The organism is Mycolicibacterium austroafricanum, assembly GCF_000612725.1.
GTDB lineage: Bacteria > Actinomycetota > Actinomycetes > Mycobacteriales > Mycobacteriaceae > Mycobacterium > Mycobacterium austroafricanum.
Window position 1 is genome coordinate 97,107 of record NZ_HG964451.1, and the last position, 20,324, is coordinate 117,430.

Consider the following 20,324-nt stretch of genomic DNA (forward strand, 5'->3'; position numbering starts at 1 on the left):
TCGCGGAGGACGAAGGAGCGTTCACGGCCGGGCGACTTCCACCATCTCGAAGTCCGACTTGGCCGCGCCGCAGTCCGGGCAGCTCCAGTCGTCGGGGATGTCGTCCCATCGGGTGCCGGGTTCGATCCCGTCCTCGGGCCACCCCTTGGCCTCGTCGTACTCGAATCCGCATTGCACGCAGATGAACAGCTTGTAGTCACTCGTTTCCTGTTGGTTCTTCGCGCCAGCGCTCATCACTTCTTAACTCCAATCTCTTCGAAGTCGATCTTCTCGCGTACCGCGCAGTCCGGGCAGCACCATTCGTCGGGCACCTCGGCCCACGCGGTGCCTGCCGGAAACCCTTCGCGGGGTTCACCTTTGGACTCGTCGTAGACGTAATCGCAGCCGGGGCAACGGAAGGCGGTCACGCCTTGCCTCCTTGCTCCTCGCGCGAGCGCTCGTCGGCTGCCTTCTTCTCCTCGCGCGAGCGCTCGTCGGCCGCCGCTCCGTACCGGGCCAGAACCTTGTCCCGCACCCTCGGCTGGATGTTGACCTGGGTGATGTCGCCGCCGTAGTGCGCGAGCACCCGGTGGTCCATCATCCGGCGCCACAGCGGCGGGAAGTAGGTCAGCCCGATCATCGACGCGTAGCCGCTGGGCAGATTCGGGGCGCCCTCCATGCTGCGCAGCGTCTGGTAGCGACGCGTCGGGTTGGCGTGGTGGTCGCTGTGGCGCTGCAGGTGGTACAGGAACAGGTTGGTGACGATGTGGTCGGAGTTCCAGCTGTGCACCGGCGCGCACCGCTCGTAGCGGCCGCTGTCGAGCTTCTTGCGCAGCAGGCCGTAATGCTCCAGGTAGTTGACGGCCTCCAGCAGCGTGAAGCCGAAGACGGCCGAGATCAGGATGTACGGGATCAGCGCCCAGCCGAACACTGCGATCAATGCGCCGTAGAGCACCGCCGACATCGCCCACGCGTTGAGCACGTCGTTGGACCAGTGCCACTTGCTCTTGCCGGCCCGCTCCAGTCGCTTGGCCTCCAGCTCCCAGGAAGACTTCAGGCTGCCGAAGACGCTGCGTGGCAGGAACTCCCAGAACGTCTCACCGAAGCGTGCCGACGCGGGATCTTCCGGGGTGGCGACGCGGACGTGGTGGCCGCGGTTGTGCTCGATGTAGAAGTGCCCGTAAAGGGTCTGCGCCAGAGTGATTTTGGCCAGCCAGCGCTCCAAAGAGTCCTTCTTGTGCCCCATCTCGTGCGCGGTGTTGATCCCGACTCCGCCGAGCAGACCGACCGACAGCGCCAGGCCGATCTTCGCGGGCCAGCTGAGGCCACCCTCGAAGCCGAGCCAGCCGAGATCGGATGCGGTGAACAGGTAGGCACCCAGGATCACGCTGGCGTACTGGAACGGGATGTAGAGGTAGGTGCAGTAGCGGTAGTACTTGTCGTTTTCCAGCCGCTCCATCACCTCGTCGGGCGGGTTCTGGCCGTCGGGACCGAACTTGAGGTCCAGGGCGGGCAGCAGGATGTAGAGCAGGATCGGGCCGATCCACAGCGGCACCTGCGCGGCGACGTGCCAGCCGAACTGGTTGAGCGCCCAGATCAGCGGCAGCATCACGAACAGCGCGGTCGGTGCGATCAGGCCCATCAGCCACAGGTAGCGCTTCTTGTCGCGCCACTGCTCGACGTCGGGCTTGGACATTTCTGGTGCGGTCACCCCAATGCCTCCTTGCTTTGTGAGTACGGTCACCTCGTGCCGTTGACTATAGAGCGCATTTTGTCGCCTGTCTAGACACAGACAGCTGTTTTGTAAACGCCATTGGAGTGCGAGCGTGCGAGTCTGCGGCGCGACATGCCGATTTTTGGCGAACGAAGCGCACGCTCGGCGGAACAAATGCGCACGCCGGCGATCGAGGCTCGACACCAGTGATCAGGATTCAGCACGCTGGCGGCCCGCTGACGGCGGCGCTGGACGCTGACGGCGCGGGCCCGCGGCGGCGGGCCCGCAGCGGCCGGGAGATCCTCGAGCCGATGCCCTGCCGTCAGCGTCACCCCGCTTCCGCGCGCCGCTTCTGTTCGGCCAGGAAGGCGGCCCAGGAGACCACCTCGGGGTGTGCCTTCAGCAATGCTCGACGCTGGCGCTCCGTCATGCCGCCCCACACGCCGTACTCCACGCGGTGGTCGAGCGCATCGGCGGCGCACTCGGCGATGACGGGGCAGCCCCGGCAGATCTTCGCTGCATCCTTCTGCGCGGCACCGCGAACGAAAAGACCCTCAGGATCTGCGGAGGCGCACCGGGCCTTCGACACCCATGCGTAGCGGTCCTCGCCGACTTCAGCTCCAGAAACGCTCACGTAAAACCCCCTGTGGTGCCGCGGACGACGTCAAGGGCGGACCACTACCCCGCCGGCACGCTCCACCCGCGACGGGTGGCGCCACCGCTGTACCAAACTGCCCCCACTGCAATGTACTGACGCCCGTCGCGATGGACAGTGACCAAACGTCGTTCGCTGATGTGACCAAGGTCCCTGGCCCAAAGACGCGGGCAGGTGCGGTCGGCGAAGCGGTGCCGCTGACCTCCGAAGGCTCAGCCCATTCGGCGGCCGACCAGCGAGTGCCGACGGCCGTAGAGGAAGTACACGACCACGCCGATCGCCATCCAGATCAGGAAGCGGATCCAGGTCAACCCGGTGAGGTTGAGCATCAGCCACACACATGCGGCGATCGCCAGGATCGGCAGCAGCGGCACCCACGGCGTACGGAATCCCCGCTTCAGATCCGGGCGGGTGCGCCGCAGCACGAGCACGCCCGCCGACACCAGCACGAACGCGAACAGCGTGCCGATGTTCACCATCTCCTCGAGCTTGCCGATCGGGAAGACCGTCGCGGTCACCGCCACCACGGCGCCGACGATCAGCGTGATCCGCACCGGCGTCCCGTGCTCGCCGGTCTTGGCCAGCTGACGGGGCAGCAGCCCGTCGCGCGACATCGCGAACAGCACCCGTGTCTGCCCCAGCACCAGCACGATCACAACCGTCGTCAGCCCCGCCAGCGCGCCGATCGAGATCACCTTCGCGGCCCAGTCCACCCCGTTCAGCGAGAACGCGGTGGCCAGGTTCTGCGTCTCGGCGTCGCGCAGTTCGGTGTAGCTCACCATCCCGGTCAACACCACCGCGACGGCGACGTAGAGCACGGTGACGATGGCCAGCGAGGCCAGGATGCCGCGCGGGACGTCGCGCTGCGGGTTCCTGGTCTCTTCGGCGGTGGTCGCGACGATGTCGAACCCGATGAACGCGAAGAACACGATCGAGGCGCCGGCCAGCACGCCGTACCACCCGTAGTGGCTGCCCTCGGCGCCGGTCAGCAGCGAGAACAACGACTGCTCGGTGCCCGTTCCGCCCGAGCCGCCCTCCTCCGGTGCCGGAACGAACGGCGAGAAGTTCTCCGCCTTGATGTAGAAGGCGCCGACGATGACCACCAGCAGCACCACCGAGACCTTGACCGCGGTGATAGCCAGGCTGACGCCCGCCGACAGCTTGGTGCCCATGACCAGAATCAGGGTGACGAGCGCGATGATCACCAGCGCACCCCAATCCAGTTGGAAACCAGCCACTTCCGTGGTACCGCCGGCAAAACCGAAGACGGTGCCGAGGTAGCTGGACCAGCCTTTGGCGACGACGGCGGCGGCGACGGCGAACTCGAGGATCAGGTCCCAGCCGATGATCCACGCGACGAACTCCCCGAACGTCGCATACGAGAACGTGTACGCGCTGCCCGCGACCGGCACGGTCGAGGCGAACTCGGCGTAGCACAGCGCGGCGAGCCCGCACGCGATCGCCGCGATGATGAACGACAGCGAGATCGCCGGGCCGGTGATGTTGGCGGCAGTGGACGCGGTGATCGTGAAGATGCCGGCGCCGATCACCACCGACACCCCGAAGACGGTCAGGTCCCACCAGTTCAGTTCCTTGCGCAACCTGGTGCTGGGCTCGTCGGTGTCGGCGATCGACTGCTCCACCGATTTCGTCCGTCGCCTGCCGACCGTCTGCGCCCCCGGCTCCTGAACCATCGACCGCCCTCTCGTCGTCATCGCCTCAGCGGAATCTACCCATTACCGTGGATTTCAATGACTGAGACCGCCAAACACGCGATCGTGATCGGCGCGAGCCTCGGCGGGTTGTGCGCGGCCCGCGTGCTGTCGGACGTCTGTGACCGCGTCACGGTGTACGAACGTGACCACCTGCCCGGTGTGCCGGCGCGGCTGGTCGGGCGTGCGGTCCGGCACAATATGACGGCCTGGGCTAGATCCCGACGGTCACCCGGAACAGCCGGGTGGGCTCCTGCGCGACCAACCTGATCGGCCCGTCGTCGGCGGAAACCCAAGCCGCCGCGCCCTTTTCCAGTACCACGGCATCGGCTTTGGCGTGCACGGTGGCCGCGCCCTGCGTGCAGAGCAGGATCTGCGGGCCGTCGTGACAGGTGGGCGCGTCGATCTCGTGCCCCAGGCGCTCACCCTCGATGCCGAGCACCGACACCGAGAACTCCGGCGCAGGCGTCGGGTAGACGATTTCCGTTCCGTCGCGCACGGTTTCGGGCCGGACGTACACGTCTTCGGCCGGGGTGAAGTCCAGCACCCGCAACAGCTCGGGCACGTCGACGTGTTTGGGTGTCAGGCCGCCCCGCAACACGTTGTCGGAGTTGGCCATCACCTCGACACCGATCCCGTGCAGGTAGGCGTGCAGGTTGCCGGCGGGCAGATACAGCGCCTCTCCCGGCGCCAGCGACAGCCGGTTCAACAGCATCGAGCACAGCACGCCGGCATCCCCGGGATAGCGCTCACCGAGCTCGAGCACGGTCTTGGCCTCGCGCGCGAATTCGCGCTCACCGGAACGCACATAGCCGATGGCCCCGTCGATCACCGCGGGCACCAGCACGTCGAGATCGGGCTGCGGGAACGTGATCCACGTGGTGAACAGCGCCCGCAGGCCGTCCTCATCGCGCTGACCGTGCAGCAGGCTGATGAACGGGTCGAGGTCGGCGACGCCGAGTGCACGCATCAGCTCGACGGACCGTGCGGCCGGCCGGAATCCGGCCAGTGCCTCGAATTGGCTGAGCGCGACGATGATCTCGGGCTTGTGGCTGCGGTCGCGGTAGTTGCGGTCGGGCGCCGAGATCGGGATGCCCAGCCGGTCCTCCCGGGCGAAGCCCTCGACGGCCTGCTCGGTGCTCGGATGCGCCTGCAGCGACAACGGTTCGTCGGCGGCGAGCACCTTCACCAGGAACGGCAGCGTGTCGCCGAAGCGTCCGCGGACCGCGGCGCCCAGCTCGCCTTCCGGGTCGGCGCGCAGCGCGTCGAGCAGAGACCGGTCTCCGTCATCGGTCTTCAGGTATGCCGGGTCCCCCGGATGGGCGCCGAACCACAGCTCGGCCTCCGGATGCGCGGTGGGGCTTGGCGCCCCCACGAATTCGGCGATCGCAGTCCTCGAACCCCATGCATAGGTCCGTACCGCGCCTTTGAGCAGATGCACTCGTCTCAACCTCGAACCAGGCGCTGATAGACCGCCGCCATCTCCAGGCGGAGGGCCAGCAGCGCCAATTGTTGTTCGGGACGCGTGGATCCGGGCGTCGTTGCTGAGCCCGGCTCGCCATCCCCCCCTGTCGCCGCGACGTCGGGGACGTCGTTGGCGGTAACGATCTGAGTATCGTCGAACCCCTGCAGTCGCGCCGCGACCGCAGACCGTTCGGCATCGGAAGTTAACACGATGGTGCGGGTGCGTTGCGGTAGGGGGCCGTCGATCTCCTCGTCGTGGAAGATCGACGCCGCGCCGGTATCGCCTCCGCGGCCCCACCCCGACCCCAGCGCCACCAGGGCGTCGGCCAGCTCCGCCGCGGCCACCGTCCGCTGCGCGACGCGCAACATCACCACCGACGCATGGCGTGCCAGGGCCACCGTCGCGGCCGAGTCACCGGCGACAACCACGTCGCGGTTCTGCATCCGGTCGGCCAGCCCCTTGGCGGGGTTGGTGAAAAGCTCACGGGCAGCGCTGTTTCGGAGCGCTTCGGCGTCGAGTGCGTCGGCCAGCGCGGTGAGGTCGACGGAGTAGCCGGGGGCGACCGCCTGCAGGACGGCCAGCCCGGCGGCCAGGTAGCGGGCGAAGGTGAAGTGGTCGGGCACGGGCATCCGCGGCGGCAGCGCCACCGAGCGTCCGGCGGTCGCGTCGCGCAGCGGTCCCTCCTGTGGGGCCACCACGATCACCCGTGCGCCGCGGCGCACGGCGGTGGCCGCGGCCGACACCAGCACAGCGTCACCGGCGTCGTCGCCGGCGAGGATCACCACGTCGAGGGTCCCGATCCAGGGCGGCGCTTCGGCGACGACGACGATCGGCGTGCCGATCGATCCGCCGAGCAGGGCGGCCAGCATGCTGCCCGCGGTCTCGGCGTTGCCGTGCCCGGCCACCCACACGATCGTGCGCGGCGGGGCGTCGGAGCGGACCGCGTCGAGGTCACCCTCGTCGAGCGCGGCGGCGGTGGCGCGAACCTGCGCGCCCGCCATCGACGCCGCACGCAACAAACCCTGACGATCGGCGGCCAGCAGGCCGTCGGTGTCGTCGAGGTCCACGTCGGCCGCCGACAGCGGGCTCGGGCTCACGTCGATTCCTTGACGCCCGAGGTGATGTAGCCGCCGATCTCGTCGACGAGTTCGGTGACTTCGTCGGCGCTGCGGGCCTCGACGTTGAGCCGGAGCAGCGGCTCGGTGTTGGACATCCGCAGGTTGAACCAGCGGCCTTCACCGAGGTCGACGGTCACCCCGTCGAGGTGGTCGATCGCGTAGATGCGGGACGCGAACTCCTGCAGCACGGAGTCGACGATCGCGGGAGCGTCGGCGACGGTGTAGTTGATCTCGCCGGAGGCTTCGTAGCGCTGGTAGTCGGCCATCATCTCCGACAGCGGACGGTCCTGTTCGCCGAGGGCCGCCAGCACGTGCAGCGCGGCCAGCATGCCGGAGTCGGCGCCCCAGAAGTCGCGGAAGTAGTAGTGCGCGGAGTGCTCGCCGCCGAAGATGGCCCCGGTTTCGGCCATCAGCCCCTTGATATAGGAGTGGCCGACGCGCGAGCGCACCGGCGTGCCGCCGCGCTCGGTCACCAGCTCGGGTACCGCGCGTGAGGTGATCAGGTTGTGGATGACGGTCGCGCCGATCTCGCGCTGGAGTTCGCGCGCGGCCACCAGCGCGGTCACCGCCGACGGCGACACGGCCGCGCCGGTCTCGTCGACGACGAAACACCGGTCGGCGTCGCCGTCGAAGGCGAGCCCGATGTCTGCGCCTGTTTCGCGCACGAAGTTCTGCAGGTCGACCAGGTTGGCCGGATTCAGCGGGTTGGCTTCGTGGTTGGGGAAGTCACCGTCGAGTTCGAAGTACAGCGGTGACAGCGTGATCGAGGAGATCGGGCCCAGCACGGCCGGTGCGGTGTGGCCGGCCATTCCGTTGCCGGCGTCGACGGCCACGTGCAGCGGGCGTGCCGCGGAGATGTCGACGAGCGAACGTAGGAACTCGCCGTAGTCGGCGAGGACGTCGCGGTCGGAGACGCGGCCGCGCGGGCCGTCGTAGTCCGGGACGCCGGCGATCACCTCGTCGCTGATCACGGTCAGGCCGGTGTCCTTGCCGACGGGTTTGGCGCCGGCCCGGCACAGCTTGATCCCGTTGTAGGCGGCGGGGTTGTGGCTGGCGGTGAACATCGCGCCGGGGCAGTCGAGCAGCCCGGAGGCGAAGTACAGCTGATCGGTGGAGGCCAGGCCGATGCGCACGACGTCGAGTCCCTGGGCGGTGACACCGTCGGCGAAGGCCGCCGACAACGTCGGCGAGCTGGCCCTCATGTCGTGGCCGATGACGATCTGCGAGGCGGGTTGGGCGGCGTCGCGCACCAGCCGCGCGAACGCGGCGCCGACGTCGCGCACGAAACTCTCGTCGATTTCCTCGCCGACAAGTCCACGCACGTCATATGCCTTGATGACGCGCTGCACCGCCGCGGCGGGACGAGACATAGAGCTCCTTGGCCGAAGAGACTGTTGGTGTTCAGCCTAGCCGTCGACGGCGGCCGCCACGCCAGGCTCCTTCCCGCCGAAATCGCGTTCAACGGGTGTCAAAACCGGGGAGACCCCGCGTGGAATGCAGTTTTGGCGGCGGGTCGTCAGTCGGTCGGGTCGGGCAGCACCCGCAGGTGGCCGCGGCGGCGGCCGTTGGTCTCGGGGCGACGGGCCGGCGGCGCCATCAGCGCGCCACCGTGGGCACCGGTCACCGGATCGCTGAAGCCCACGGTGAAGCCTGCGACGGGCGCGGCATCGCGTCCTTCTCGGACCGCGTCGGCCAACGCCACCAGGTCGTCATCGTCGGGGTGCGACGGCAGCGGGCCCGCGTGCCGGACCAGCTCCCAGCCGCGGGGCGCGGTGATCCGGCCGGCGTGCATGACGCACAGATCCCACGAGTGCGGCTCGGACACGGTGGCCAACGGGCCGACGACAGCCGTCGAATCTGAATAGACGAAGGTGAGCGTCGCGACCGCATAGTGCGGGCACCCAGGCCGGCAGCAGCGACGGGGAACATTCACAGCGGAAGGTTATCGTGCAATTTCGTCCGCGCCACTGCGGACACGCGCAGCCACAGGGCGCCCGAAGCCCAACCGTTACGATCTTTCTCGTGACGAGGCGCCACCATCGGGGGTCGCGGCGGGGCCGGGAGATGCGCGGACCGCTGCTCCCTCCGACCGTCCCGGGGTGGCGCAGCCGCGCCGAACGCTTCGACATGGCGGTGCTGGAAGCCTACGAACCCATCGAGCGGCGCTGGCATGAGCGGGTGTCGACGCTCGATGTGGCGGTCGACGAGATCCCGCGCATCGCGCCGAAGGATCCCGACAGTGTGCAGTGGCCGGCCGAGGTGGTGGCGGACGGCCCGATCGCGCTGGCCCGACTCATCCCTGCGGGGGTGGACGTGCGAGGTGACTCCACTCGCGCGCGAATTGTGTTGTTCCGCAAGCCGATCGAGCGTCGGGCCAAAGACACCGACGAGCTGACCGAGTTGCTGCATGAATTGCTGGTGGCTCAGGTGGCCACCTATCTGGGGGTGGAGCCGTCCGTCATCGATCCGACCCTGGACGACGACTAGCGGCTGCTGAGCGCGCGGGGCGCGCTCGAAGTTCAGATGATGCCGCGCTTGAGGCGACGGCGCTCACGCTCGGACAGACCGCCCCAGATGCCGAAGCGCTCGTCGTTGGCCAGTGCGTATTCCAGGCAGGCGTCCTTCACTTCGCAGCCCAGGCAGATTCGCTTGGCCTCGCGGGTGGAGCCGCCCTTCTCCGGAAAGAAGGCCTCGGGATCGGTCTGGGCGCACAATGCGCGCTCCTGCCATTGATCCTCGTCCGGAATACCGGAATCGTCACCGAATTGCTCAATATGATCGGGTACCAAACTCAATTGCGGGCGCCCGCCTGCTCCACTTGGTGCCGGTCCGGTCTGGATGTGCGGCGCACTTCCCACCGAGCCGAGGAGCCTGCTGTCGAACCGAATCGAATCACCGAAATCGGCCTGTTCAAATGCCATGTTCCCCTCCTCCACAGGTCTCGTAGATCCGTATCTGCCAGCCGCACAATTGGTGTGCAGCCATCCCATTTCGAACAAGTGATCGAATCTCGGTCTGCTGCACCGAAACCGGCCGGAGAACCGCGAAATGACACTGGTGTGATTACACACGCGTTAGCTGCCTCGGTCAAGCGGTAGAACAGGAATTCATACCATTCCGTGACTTGTTTTCGGCGCGTCGCGCTGTGGCGTGTCTATCACGTTCCCTCCCGCGACGCCGTTGCTCTCTTCCACCGCCTAGTCTCGTTCGTTGTGAAGGTGGCGGTTCTGGTCGGTGGCGTCGGCGGTGCGCGCTTCTTGCTCGGTGTCCAACATCTGTTGGGGTTGGGGCAGTTCGGCACTGACGATACCAATGAGCATGAAGTGACAGCTGTGGTCAATGTCGGTGATGACGCGTGGATGTTCGGGGTACGAATCTGTCCCGATCTCGACACGTGCATGTACACCCTCGGCGGCGGCATCGACCCCGAACGCGGCTGGGGCCACAAGAACGAAACCTGGCATGCCAAGGAGGAACTCGCGGCCTACGGAGTGCAGCCGGACTGGTTCGGCCTCGGCGACCGCGATCTGGCCACCCATCTGGTGCGCACCCAGATGCTGCGGGCGGGCTATCCGCTCTCCGATGTCACGCAGGCGTTGTGCCGCCGGTGGTCCCCCGGCGCACGGCTGCTTCCGGCCAGCGACGACCGCAGCGAAACCCACGTCGTGGTCACCGATCCGGAGGACGGCGAGAAGCGCGCCATCCACTTTCAGGAGTGGTGGGTGCGCCATCGCGCGCAGATCCCCACGGAGAGTTTCGCGTTCGTCGGCGCCGACAAGGCGACCGCGGCACCGGGCGTCACCGACGCGATCGAAGATGCCGACATCGTGTTGATCGCGCCATCGAATCCGGTGGTGAGTGTCGGCGCGATCCTTGCGGTCGGCGGTATCCGCGGTGCGTTGCGGTCGACGAAGGCCCCGGTGATCGGCTACTCCCCCATCATCGGCGGCAAGCCGTTGCGCGGCATGGCCGACGCATGCCTGACGGTGATCGGGGTGCCGAGCACCTCCGAAGCGGTCGGCAACCATTTCGGTGCGCGCTCGTCGACCGGCATCCTCGACGGCTGGCTCGTGCACTCCGGTGATCACGCGTCCGTCGACGGGGTCGCCGTGCGCTCGATTCCGCTGCTGATGACCGATCCCGCCGCCACCGCCGAGATGGTCCGCGCCGGAATGGAACTGGCCGGGGTGTCGCCGTGACCGATCACGGCACGTCGGCGCGGGTGGAACTGCTGCCCGTCCCGGGGCTGCCGGAGTTCCGGCCGGGTGACGACCTGTCCGCGGCCATCGCCGAGGCCGCGCCGTGGCTACAGGACGACGACGTGCTCGTCGTCACCAGCAAGGTGCTGTCAAAGACCGAGGGCCGCATGGTCGCCGCGCCGGCGGATCCCGAAGAGCGGGATGCGCTGCGGCGCAAGCTGATCGACAGCGAGGCAGTGCGGGTGCTGGCGCGCAAGGGCCGCACGCTGATCACCGAGAACGCGCTGGGGCTGGTGCAGGCCGCCGCCGGGGTGGACGGTTCCAACGTCGAGTCCAACGAATTGGCGCTGCTGCCGGTCGATCCCGACGGCAGCGCGGCCGCCTTGGTCGCGGCGCTGCGGGAACGGCTCGGGGTGCGCGTCGGGGTCGTCGTCACCGACACGATGGGGCGGGCATGGCGCACCGGCCAGACCGACGTCGCGATCGGCGCGGCCGGGCTGACGGTACTGCACGCCTATGCGGGCGAACGCGATCAGCACGGCAACGAGTTGATCGTCACCGAGATCGCGGTCGCCGACGAGATCGCCGCGGCCGCGGATCTGGTGAAGGGCAAGCTGACCGCGGTCCCGGTCGCGGTGGTGCGCGGGCTGTCGCTGCGCGACGACGGGTCGTCGGCGCGCAATCTGGTGCGCGCCGGCGAGGAGGACCTGTTCTGGCTGGGTACCGAGGAGGCGTTGGCGCTGGGTCGCTCGCAGGCACAGCTGCTGCGACGGTCGGTGCGCACCTTCAACTCCGAGCCGGTGCCGGGCGACGTGATCGAGGCCGCGGTCGGTGAGGCGCTGACGGCTCCCGCGCCGCACCACACGCGGCCGGTGCGTTTCGTGTGGGTGCAGGACGCGTCGGTGCGGGTCGGGTTGCTGGACAAGATGAAGGACCGCTGGCGCGCCGACCTGCTCGGCGACGGCCGCGACCCGGAGTCCGTGGAACGTCGGGTCAACCGCGGCCAGATCCTCTACGACGCACCGGAACTGGTCATCCCGTTCATGGTTCCCGACGGCGCGCACTCCTACCCCGACGCGCGGCGGACCGCGGCCGAGCACACGATGTTCACGGTCGCGGCGGGCGCCGCGGTGCAGGGGCTGCTGGTCGCCCTGGCCGCGCGCTCGGTGGGCAGCTGCTGGATCGGCTCGACGATCTTCGCGCCGGATCTGGTGCGCGCCGAGCTGGGTGTGCCCGACGATTGGGAACCGTTGGGCGCCATCGCGATCGGCTACCCCGAGGCGCCGGTGGCCCCGCGCGACCCGGTGCCGACCGATGACCTGCTGGTGCGGCGGTGAGCTCTTCGGCGAGCAGACACAAATTCGCACTATTTGGGCCGAAGGCATGCGAGTTCACGTCTGCTCGCGGAGGGACCGGATGAGTCTGCACCAATCGACGGTCGACACGTTGACCACCTGGCGGCCGGCCGACCCCGCGCAGGATTCGCTGCGGCACGCGGTGTTGGCGTTCCTGGCGGCCCGCGAGGACGCGTGCCTCCGCGACTGCGTGCCGGGCCACATCACGGGTTCGGCGCTGGTGCTCGACCACAGCGGGCGGCACGCGCTGCTGACCCTGCATCCGCGGATCGGGCGCTGGTTGCAGCTCGGCGGTCACTGCGAGCCCGAGGACGAGACGATCGTGGCGGCGGCGCTGCGGGAAGCGACCGAGGAGTCGGGCATCGACGGGCTGACGATCACTTCGGAACCGGCGGCGCTGCACGTGCATCCGGTGACGTGCTCGCTGGGTGTGCCGACCCGTCACCTCGACGTGCAGTTCGTGGTGCGGGCGCCCGAGGGTGCGGAGATCACCCGCAGCGACGAGTCACTGGATCTGCGGTGGTGGCCGATCGACGAGTTGCCGCGGGATTGCGATTTCGGCCTCACCCAGCTGGCCGCCGCCGCGGCTGGCTAATCTCCCGCGAACGTGCACCCACCGTAGCTACGACACGCGTTCTGCTACCGCGAATGCACGTTCGCGGAGCGCCCACGCCCGTTTGACCCGGGCGGTGACGTCATCCGGCTCGTCTTCCTTGATCACCTTGATGTGCAGCCAGTCACGCGCCCGGATCAACCGCAGCCGCTGCTCGTCCCAGATGTACTGGTCCCTGTTCTTCTGATGATGTTCGCCGTCGTACTCGACCGCGATCTTCAGGTCCTCCCAACCCATGTCGAGGTAGGCGAACGGCACACCGCGGCTGTTGAACAGCGGGATCTGCGTGGTGGGCCGAGGGAAATCCTTCGTCAACAACAGCCGAAGCCACGTCTCCCGCGGCGATTGCGCCCCACCATCCATCAGATCGAGTGCGGTGCGCAGCTTCTTCATCCCACGCGCGCCGCGGTACTCGTCGAGCAGAGGCAGCACTCGCTCGCGCGTGAGCCCCGTCGCGTTGGCAAGCGCGTCCAGGTGCACGACGGCACTGTTGAGCGGCAGATGCAGGCCGAGATCGAATGCGGTGCGGTGCGCTGCGGCCACCGCGAGTTCGCCGACCTGTATCACCTCGTCACACCCGATGCGTTCGTCGCGGCAGACGATTCCCTTCGGCGGGCGCCGGCAGTTGTAGTTCAATTCGACACGCGCCTTTTCGCTGACCCACCGCGCGCCGTGCAACGCTGCCGCGGCTCGGCCGGTGACGATTGCGCGTCGCCCTGACCACAGCCACGCACCGACGGTGTTGTCTATCAGCGACTGCGGTTGCCCCCGAGGCACATACACATTCGGGTACAGCCGGCTGTACCCATATCGGAGCCGGCCCGACGTGACGAGACCGTCCGCTATTGCTTCGCTGCCCAGAATCACCCCACCCATGAACCGAGCCTCTGGAGTGCCACCGACAATCGGTGGACCTGAGCGCGAAGTTATCCACAGCCGGGCACCCGCGAGCGTGCACTCACGGTAGCCGGTAGGCCGAAGCCACTACCGTCAATGCACGTTCGCGGCTCGGGAACTAGATGTCGGTCGAGAAGCGGATGCCGCCGTCGGGGATCGTGATGCCCGGCCACACACGTGCACCACGCAGCAGCTCGCAGCGCGCGCCGATGTCCGCGCCGTCACCGATCACGCCGTCGCGGATCAGCGCCCGAGGCCCGATGCGTGCACCGAAGCCGATGATCGAGCGCTCGATCACCGCGCCCGCACCGATTTTCACGCCGTCGAAGATCACGGCGCCGTCCAGCCGGGCCCCGCCGGCGACCTCCGCGCCGCGCCCGACCACCGTGCCACCGATCAGCAGCGCGCCGGGGGCCACCGAAGCACCGTCGTGCACAAGGCTTTCCCCGCGATGGCCATGCAGCGCCGGCGACGGTGCGATGCCACGCACCAGATCCGCCGAGCCGCGCACGAAATCCTCAGGGGTACCCATGTCGCGCCAGTAGGTGGCGTCGACGTAGCCGCACACCCGCTTACCGTCGGACAGCAGCTGCGGGAAGATCTCGCGTTCCACCGACAGCGCACGGCCTTTGGGGATGGCGTCGATCACCGACCGCTTGAACACGTAGCAGCCTGCGTTGATCTGATCGGTCGGCGGGTCCTGCGTCTTCTCCAGGAACGCGGTCACATTGCCGTCGGAATCGGTTGGCACACAACCGAATGCGCGCGGGTCCCCGACACGCACCAGGTGCAGCGTGACATCGGCGTCGCGGGAAGCGTGCGAGTCCAGCAGCGCGCGCAGGTCGCAGCCGGACAACACGTCGCCGTTGAACACCACCGCGGTGTCGTAGCGCAGCTTCGAGGCGACGTTGGCGATGCCGCCGCCGGTGCCAAGCGGTTCGTCCTCGACGACGTAGTCGATCTGCAGACCGAGCTTGGAGCCGTCCCCGAACTCGGACTCGAACACGTTGGCCTTGTACGACGTGCCGAGCACCACGTGCTCGATGCCGGCGTCGGCGATCCGCGACAGCAGATGCGTCAGGAACGGCAACCCGGCAGTCGGCAGCATCGGCTTGGGCGCCGACAACGTCAGCGGACGCAGGCGCGTGCCCATGCCGCCGACCAACACGACCGCATCGACCTCAGCTGGATTGACCACAAGCGTCGCCCTTTCCCCTGCACCCGATCATGTCCGACGAGTCTTACGGCGCGAGTTGCGCACGACCAGACTCGCCCGCGCCCCCAGTGCGCCGCGGAACGCCCAGCGTAGCGGCGCCTGCCACCATCTCGGGTACCTATCTGCCAGGAAAGTGTAGGTGCTGACATGGTGGGCGGCCAGGTTGCGGGCGGGGTCGCGGCCGGTGGAATGGCCCTTGTCGTGCAACACCTCCGCCGACGGCACGTACACGTTCTGCCAGCCCGCGCGGCCGAGCCGGTCGCCCAGGTCGACGTCCTCCATGTACATGAAGTAGCGCTCGTCGAAGCCGGCGATCTCCGAGTAGGCCGAACTGCGAAGCAGCAGACAGGATCCCGACAACCAGCCGACTTCGCGTTCGCTGGGGTCGGCGTGCTCCTGACGGTAGGCGGTCGTCCACGGATTCGACGGCCACACCGGCCCGACGACGGCGTGCATGCCGCCGCGGATGATCGACGGCAGGTGCCGCGCCGACGGATACACCGCGCCGTCGGGGTCGCGGATCAGCGGGCCCAGCGCGCCGGCGCGCGGCCAGCGCGCCGCGGCTTCCAGCAGGAGGTCGATGCTGCGCGGCCCCCACTGCACGTCGGGGTTGGCGACGATGAAGAAGTCGGAGCGCGACGTCAGCCCGTATTCGGCGACGGCGCGGTTGACGGCGGTGCCGTACCCCAGGTTGTCGCCGGTGCGGAACAGGTTGACGTTGCGGTAGCGCTCGACGGCCTCTTCGGGTGCGCCGTCGGTGGAGCCGTTGTCGGCCATGATCACGGTCACCGGGCGGTCGGTCGCAAGAGAAAGGGTGGCCAGGAACCGATCCAGGTGCGGGCCCGGCGAGTACGTCACCGTCACGACAAACAGTTCGTCGCTCACGCAGGCATCACCAGTTCCACGGCGTAGAGAGTAACTACCCGGCCACTGTGGCGAGCGCCTCAGCCAACGCGTCGCGCCAGGGCCGCAGCGGGGTCAACCCCGCCTCGGCGGACTTCACCGACGACAACGCCGAGTAGGCCGGGCGCGGCGCCGGACGCGGATGCCGATCGCTGCCGACCGGCCGCACCCGCGACGGGTCCGCGCCGAGCTCGGCGAACACGGCCTGCGCCTGGTCGAATCGGCTGACCGCGCCGAGGTTGGCGGCGTGCAGCACCGGCCCGCGGACGCCGCCGTCGGCGATCTGCAGCAGCGCCCGGCACAGGTCGCCGACGTAGGTGGGCGAGCCGATCTGGTCGGCGACCACCTCGACCGTGCCGTCACCCTCGGCCGCCCGTCGCATCACCGCGGCGAAGTCGGTGCCGGCGCCGCCCTCGTAGATCCACGCGGTGCGCACCACGTACGCGTCGGGCAGCGCGGCCAGGACCGCCTGCTCACCGGCCAGTTTGGTGCGCCCGTACACCGAAAGCGGGCCGGTCTCGTCGTCGATCTCATACGGCCGGCGGCGGGAGCCGCTGAACACGTAGTCGGTGGACAGGTGGATCAGCGACGCCCCGGCGCGGGCGCAGGCCTGCGCGACGTTCCCGGCGCCGACGGCGTTGACCGCGTGCGCGCGGTCGGGCTCGGCTTCGGCGGCGTCGACCTTGGTGAACGCGGCGCAGTTGACGACCACGTCGCCGGCGGCGATGACACGCTCGGCCTGCGCCCGATCCGTGATGTCCCACTGCGCCGATGTGAGCGCCACCACGTCACGGCCGGCACGGCGGGCCTGACCTGCCAACACGCGTCCCACCAGGCCGCCCGCTCCTGAGATCACGATTCGGCCGGTCACGTCACGAGTTTGGCACGCCGATGCCGGCTGCAACGAATGCGGGCCGCTCGCAAGTAGCCTGGGCAAATGCCTGCTGCTCACCTGGTCCGCGCCATTTCTGTGGCCATGGCAGTCGTCGTCGTGCTCGGGACCGGCATCGCGTGGGGCAAGATCCGCTCGTTCGAATCGGGGATTAACCACATCAACCCGGTGGCCCTGGGCGAGGGTGGCGAGGACGGCGCGATCGACATCCTGCTGGTCGGTTCCGACAGCCGCACCGACGCGCACGGCAACCCGTTGAGCGACGAGGAGCGCGCGATGCTGCGCGCCGGCGACGAGGTGTCCACCAACACCGACACGATCATCCTGATCCGCATCCCGAACAACGGGCAGTCGGCGACGGCCATCTCGATCCCGCGCGATTCCTACGTCGAGTCGCCGGGGATCGGGAAGTTGAAGATCAACGGCGTGTACGGCTCGGTGCACCTGGAGAAGATGAAGGAACTCGTCGAGGAGCAGGGCGTGGATCCGGCGGTGGCCGAGCCGGAGGCGCAGGCGGCCGGCCGCGAGCAACTGATCAAGACGGTCGCGAACCTGACCGGCGTCACCGTCGACCACTATGCAGAGATCGGGCTGCTCGGTTTCGCGCTGATCACCGACGCCCTCGGCGGTGTCAACGTCTGCCTGAACGCGCCTGTCTACGAACCGCTTTCGGGTGCCGACTTCCCCGCGGGCTGGCAGAAGCTGAACGGGACGCAGGCGCTGAGCTTCGTGCGTCAGCGGCACGACCTTCCGCGCGGCGACCTGGACCGGGTGGCCCGCCAGCAGGCGGTGATGGCGTCGATGGCGCACGAGGTGATCTCCAGCAAGACGCTGTCGAGCCCGACCACGCTGAACAACCTGGAGGACGCGGTCCAGCGGTCGGTGGTGCTCTCCGACGGTTGGAACATCATGGATTTCGTCGAGCAGCTGCAGAAGCTGGCCGGCGGGAACATCGCGTTCGCGACCATCCCGATCGTGGAGGAGGCGGGCTGGAGCGACGACGGTATGCAGAGCGTGGTGCGCGTCGACCCGGCGGCGGTCAAGGACTGGGTGACGGGCCTGCTGCACGACCAGGACGAGGGCAAGACCGAGGAGCTGACCTACAGCAACGACAAGACCACGGTCGAGGTCGTCAACGACACCGACATCAACGGTCTGGCCGCCGCGGTGTCACATGTGTTGTCGGGCAAGGGTTTCACCAAGGGCAACGTCGGCAACAACGACGGCGCCAAGGTGACCGCCAGCCAGGTGCAGGCCGCCAAGACCGACGACCTCGGGGCGCAGGCCGTCGCGCAGGAGCTGGGCGGGCTGCCGGTGGTCGAGAACGCGCAGGTGCCGCAGGGCTCGGTGCGGGTGGTGCTGGCCGCCGACTACACCGGTCCCGGCGCAGGCCTGGACGGCAGCGACGTGACGCTGATGGGCGCCGATCCGTCGACGTCGGGTGTGGTCACCGATACCGGTGCGACGGTGCCCGCGCCGCCGCCGATCCTGACGGCGGGCTCGAACGACCCCGAGTGCGTCAACTGACGTGACCAACCTCAGCTCGGCGATCCTCGACCCGTTGATGGCGGCCAATCCGGCCGGCCCGCGCATCACCTACTACGACGACGCCACCGGCGAGCGCATCGAGTTGTCGACGGCGACGCTGGCCAACTGGGCGGCCAAGACCGGCAACCTGCTGCGCGACGAGCTCGGGGCGATGCCGGGCAGCCGGGTGGCGGTGCTGCTGCCCGCGCACTGGCAGACCGCGGCGGTGCTGTTCGGGATCTGGTGGATCGGCGCCGAGGCCGTGCTGTCCGGCGATGCCGACATCGCCATGTGCACGGCCGACCGTCTGGCTGACGCCGACGCCAGTGTCGGTTCCGGTGAGATCGCGGTGCTGTCGCTGGACCCGTTCGGCAAGCCTGTGCCCGACCTGCCGGTCGGGTTGACGGACTATGCGACGGCGGTGCGGGTGCACGGCGACCAGATCGTGCCGGAGCGGCAGCCAGGGCCGGCGCTGGAGGGACGGTCGGCCGACGAGGTGCTCGCCGCCGCGCGGGCGTCGGCGGCCTCGCAGGGGCTCACGGCGGCGGACCGGGTGATGTCGGCGGCACGCTGGGACACCGCCGACGACGTGGTCGACCAGCTACTCGCGCTGTACGCGGTAGGCGCGTCTCTGGTACTTGTGGCAAATCCCGACCCGGCTCAGGTGGAGCGTCGGCGCGAGACCGAGAAATTGACGCGCACGACTCTGTGACCATATCGTTTCCGAAGCCACACACTGTTCACAGGTTGCTCACGCACACTTTTTGTGCCGGGTGCGGAATATTTTGGCTAAGCCGGGCCCTTTCAGCCAGCAGAGGAGCCACAGCGCGAGGAGGGCCGCAGATGCTGTCGACCACCGCCGCAATCGCGGTCATCGTCGTGCTGGGCGCATGGCATCTGCACAACCGGCGCCACGCAGGCTGGCAGGCCAGCGCCAACGGCCGTTTCTACATTCTGTGCGGGTATCCCCTGGTCGCCGTCGCCGCGTACTGGCTGACCACCGCGCCGACCGCTACCGCGTGGGAATGGGCGATGGGCAACGCGTGGGCGCTGGCCGCGGTGATGTCCTTCGTGGCCGGGTTCACCGCGCTCAACGGCGTCACCGCCGAGCACGCCAGGGCGGCTGTACAGATGGAGACCATCGAGCCGGCCACCGGCAGCATTCGTTTCTGAATCTCTGTGAGTTTCCTGCCACAACCGTCACACGGGCACCGTTAATTAAAACTCGACACCGAGATGCTGTTGTAGCGAAACTCTGGTGGTTCCAAATTGGTGCCGACACATTCTGCCAATTGTTGACGAGAACGTCACTCTGACCTTATCGTTTGTTCTTACCAGGCTGTTCTCGACTCAGGCGCAACTATCGGCTGCGCGTCGGCCGTCTTCAGATCTGGCAAACAGAAGCTCTTGCAAAATGAAATTTCAAGAGCTCGCCGGGCAGGGGGCGTCAATGGAGTCGACCATCACCGCAGTGTTGCTGATCGTGTTGCTCACGGGTTGGCATCTGCACAACCGCCGTCACCCCGGGTGGCTGGCCAGCAACGACGGTCGATTCTATGTGCTGTGCGGGTATCCGCTGGTCACCGTCGCTGCGTACTGGCTCGTGACGGCACCTGCGGCAACCACCTGGGAGTGGGCGTTCGGCAATGCGTGGGCGGCTTGTGGCGATGGTCGCGTTTGTGCTGGGATTCGATGCGCTCAACCGCGCGACGGTCCAGCATGGCGAACGCGCGCAGGACTTCGAGACCGTGGAACTCACAAACGCGGCAATCTCCGAAGGTGATCTGCCGCCGGCGACCGCGCGGTAGCTCAGGCTAACCGAACGGTCCGCACAACGAATGCCCCGGCGGCCGACCCCGGCCCGATTCGAATCCCCAAAGGCGCCTTTGTCAGGCTGACGACATGGTCGTTTTCGCTATCTGGATAGTTGCTGCAGCAATGCGGATCGGCCCACCGAATCATTCAAGAGTTGTTTGCTGGACCGTCACCGGCGTTCCCACCGCTGTTAGGTGAGGCTGGGGTTCGCAGCGTCGAGCGCTGCCGAAGATTCATCGGATATGCGCCCTCATCCTGGAGAAT

At 68.1% G+C, this 20,324-nt stretch carries 22 protein-coding genes; 8 read left to right on the top strand and 14 right to left on the bottom strand.

Annotated elements, in window-relative coordinates; translation table 11 throughout:
* Positions 1-21: 21 nt before the first annotated feature.
* From BN976_RS07155 to BN976_RS07195, 9 genes are all read right to left on the bottom strand, one after another.
* Positions 22-234, bottom strand: coding sequence for a rubredoxin (locus BN976_RS07155; RefSeq protein WP_036369518.1), 213 nt, complete (start codon positions 232-234; stop codon positions 22-24).
* A complete protein-coding gene (locus tag BN976_RS07160; protein WP_036369521.1) occupies positions 234-407 on the bottom strand; it encodes a rubredoxin in 174 nt (57 codons plus the stop codon). The genes BN976_RS07155 and BN976_RS07160 overlap by 1 nt, the downstream gene beginning before the upstream one ends.
* The gene (locus BN976_RS07165; protein ID WP_036369523.1) at positions 404-1,675 is read right to left on the bottom strand and encodes an alkane 1-monooxygenase; all 1,272 of its coding nucleotides are present in this window, start codon (positions 1,673-1,675) and stop codon (positions 404-406) included. Before BN976_RS07165 ends, BN976_RS07160 begins: the two co-directional genes overlap by 4 nt.
* 346 nt (positions 1,676-2,021) lie before the next feature.
* Entirely contained in the window at positions 2,022-2,327 is a 306-nt protein-coding gene (locus BN976_RS07170; protein ID WP_036369524.1) for a WhiB family transcriptional regulator, read from the bottom strand.
* A 233-nt stretch (positions 2,328-2,560) separates the two neighbouring features.
* Positions 2,561-4,042 (bottom strand): APC family permease, encoded by a 1,482-nt coding sequence (locus BN976_RS07175; RefSeq protein ID WP_011778983.1) that lies wholly within the window; start codon positions 4,040-4,042, stop codon positions 2,561-2,563.
* 232 nt (positions 4,043-4,274) lie between these two features.
* Entirely contained in the window at positions 4,275-5,501 is a 1,227-nt protein-coding gene (gene manA, locus BN976_RS07180; protein WP_011778982.1) for a mannose-6-phosphate isomerase, class I, read from the bottom strand.
* Between the two features lie 5 nt (positions 5,502-5,506).
* Complete coding sequence (locus BN976_RS07185; protein ID WP_234935491.1) at positions 5,507-6,622, bottom strand: TobH protein; 1,116 nt, start codon at positions 6,620-6,622, stop codon at positions 5,507-5,509.
* A complete protein-coding gene (locus tag BN976_RS07190) occupies positions 6,619-8,013 on the bottom strand; it encodes a phosphomannomutase/phosphoglucomutase (protein WP_011778980.1) in 1,395 nt (464 codons plus the stop codon). The genes BN976_RS07185 and BN976_RS07190 overlap by 4 nt, the downstream gene beginning before the upstream one ends.
* Positions 8,014-8,159: 146 nt before the next feature.
* Entirely contained in the window at positions 8,160-8,576 is a 417-nt protein-coding gene (locus tag BN976_RS07195) for a DUF3499 domain-containing protein (protein WP_011778979.1), read from the bottom strand.
* Between the two features lie 131 nt (positions 8,577-8,707).
* Between BN976_RS07195 and BN976_RS07200 the strand changes: the two genes are divergently transcribed.
* Complete coding sequence (locus tag BN976_RS07200) at positions 8,708-9,130, top strand: metallopeptidase family protein (protein WP_011778978.1); 423 nt, start codon at positions 8,708-8,710, stop codon at positions 9,128-9,130.
* 32 nt (positions 9,131-9,162) lie between these two features.
* On the opposite strand, the gene BN976_RS34030 is transcribed toward BN976_RS07200, so the two are convergent.
* Complete coding sequence (locus BN976_RS34030) at positions 9,163-9,432, bottom strand: WhiB family transcriptional regulator (protein ID WP_275995919.1); 270 nt, start codon at positions 9,430-9,432, stop codon at positions 9,163-9,165.
* 423 nt (positions 9,433-9,855) lie between these two features.
* Between BN976_RS34030 and cofD the strand changes: the two genes are divergently transcribed.
* The 3 genes from cofD to BN976_RS07220 all read left to right on the top strand — a co-directional run bounded on the left by cofD (position 9,856) and on the right by BN976_RS07220 (position 12,792).
* Positions 9,856-10,842 carry a 2-phospho-L-lactate transferase gene (gene cofD, locus BN976_RS07210; RefSeq protein ID WP_036369527.1) on the top strand — a complete coding sequence of 329 codons (987 nt, stop codon included), beginning with the start codon at positions 9,856-9,858 and terminating at the stop codon, positions 10,840-10,842.
* Complete coding sequence (locus BN976_RS07215; RefSeq protein ID WP_036369530.1) at positions 10,839-12,179, top strand: coenzyme F420-0:L-glutamate ligase; 1,341 nt, start codon at positions 10,839-10,841, stop codon at positions 12,177-12,179. Before cofD ends, BN976_RS07215 begins: the two co-directional genes overlap by 4 nt.
* A 79-nt stretch (positions 12,180-12,258) precedes the next feature.
* Positions 12,259-12,792, top strand: coding sequence for an NUDIX hydrolase (locus BN976_RS07220; RefSeq protein ID WP_036369533.1), 534 nt, complete (start codon positions 12,259-12,261; stop codon positions 12,790-12,792).
* A 27-nt stretch (positions 12,793-12,819) separates the two neighbouring features.
* Here BN976_RS07220 and BN976_RS07225 read toward each other — a convergent pair whose 3' ends face one another.
* The 4 genes from BN976_RS07225 to rfbD form a co-directional block, all read right to left on the bottom strand.
* Positions 12,820-13,686: a putative endonuclease domain-containing protein gene (locus BN976_RS07225; RefSeq protein ID WP_036369535.1), complete on the bottom strand. Its 867-nt coding sequence runs from the start codon at positions 13,684-13,686 to the stop codon at positions 12,820-12,822.
* Between the two features lie 139 nt (positions 13,687-13,825).
* Positions 13,826-14,905 carry a mannose-1-phosphate guanylyltransferase ManB gene (gene manB, locus BN976_RS07230; RefSeq protein ID WP_036369538.1) on the bottom strand — a complete coding sequence of 360 codons (1,080 nt, stop codon included), beginning with the start codon at positions 14,903-14,905 and terminating at the stop codon, positions 13,826-13,828.
* 27 nt (positions 14,906-14,932) lie between these two features.
* A complete protein-coding gene (locus tag BN976_RS07235; protein ID WP_036369540.1) occupies positions 14,933-15,808 on the bottom strand; it encodes a glycosyltransferase family 2 protein in 876 nt (291 codons plus the stop codon).
* A 34-nt stretch (positions 15,809-15,842) separates the two neighbouring features.
* Positions 15,843-16,697: a dTDP-4-dehydrorhamnose reductase gene (rfbD, locus tag BN976_RS07240; RefSeq protein ID WP_036369543.1), complete on the bottom strand. Its 855-nt coding sequence runs from the start codon at positions 16,695-16,697 to the stop codon at positions 15,843-15,845.
* Between the two features lie 66 nt (positions 16,698-16,763).
* Here rfbD and BN976_RS07245 point away from each other — a divergent pair, with 66 nt between their 5' ends.
* The 4 genes from BN976_RS07245 (at position 16,764) to BN976_RS34665 (ending at position 20,053) form a co-directional block, all read left to right on the top strand.
* The gene (locus BN976_RS07245) at positions 16,764-18,245 is read left to right on the top strand and encodes an LCP family protein (RefSeq protein WP_011778969.1); all 1,482 of its coding nucleotides are present in this window, start codon (positions 16,764-16,766) and stop codon (positions 18,243-18,245) included.
* 1 nt (position 18,246) lies between these two features.
* Positions 18,247-18,957, top strand: coding sequence for a TIGR03089 family protein (locus BN976_RS07250; protein ID WP_036369544.1), 711 nt, complete (start codon positions 18,247-18,249; stop codon positions 18,955-18,957).
* Positions 18,958-19,088: 131 nt separating this feature from the next.
* Positions 19,089-19,418 carry a hypothetical protein gene (locus BN976_RS07255; protein WP_036369545.1) on the top strand — a complete coding sequence of 110 codons (330 nt, stop codon included), beginning with the start codon at positions 19,089-19,091 and terminating at the stop codon, positions 19,416-19,418.
* A 506-nt stretch (positions 19,419-19,924) separates the two neighbouring features.
* Positions 19,925-20,053, top strand: coding sequence for a hypothetical protein (locus BN976_RS34665; RefSeq protein ID WP_322787912.1), 129 nt, complete (start codon positions 19,925-19,927; stop codon positions 20,051-20,053).
* Positions 20,054-20,324: the final 271 nt, after the last annotated feature.

Excerpts from the sequence above, each read along its gene's own strand:
- BN976_RS07155 (WP_036369518.1), bottom strand. The coding sequence starts at position 234 with ATGAGCGCTGGCGCGAAGAACCAACAGGAAACGAGTGACTACAAGCTG.
- BN976_RS07165 (WP_036369523.1), bottom strand. The coding sequence starts at position 1,675 with ATGTCCAAGCCCGACGTCGAGCAGTGGCGCGACAAGAAGCGCTACCTG.
- BN976_RS07175 (WP_011778983.1), bottom strand. The coding sequence starts at position 4,042 with ATGGTTCAGGAGCCGGGGGCGCAGACGGTCGGCAGGCGACGGACGAAA.
- BN976_RS07190 (WP_011778980.1), bottom strand. The coding sequence starts at position 8,013 with ATGTCTCGTCCCGCCGCGGCGGTGCAGCGCGTCATCAAGGCATATGAC.
- BN976_RS07200 (WP_011778978.1), top strand. The coding sequence starts at position 8,708 with ATGCGCGGACCGCTGCTCCCTCCGACCGTCCCGGGGTGGCGCAGCCGC.
- BN976_RS07220 (WP_036369533.1), top strand. The coding sequence starts at position 12,259 with ATGAGTCTGCACCAATCGACGGTCGACACGTTGACCACCTGGCGGCCG.
- BN976_RS07225 (WP_036369535.1), bottom strand. The coding sequence starts at position 13,686 with ATGGGTGGGGTGATTCTGGGCAGCGAAGCAATAGCGGACGGTCTCGTC.
- BN976_RS07245 (WP_011778969.1), top strand. The coding sequence starts at position 16,764 with ATGCCTGCTGCTCACCTGGTCCGCGCCATTTCTGTGGCCATGGCAGTC.
- BN976_RS07255 (WP_036369545.1), top strand. The coding sequence starts at position 19,089 with ATGCTGTCGACCACCGCCGCAATCGCGGTCATCGTCGTGCTGGGCGCA.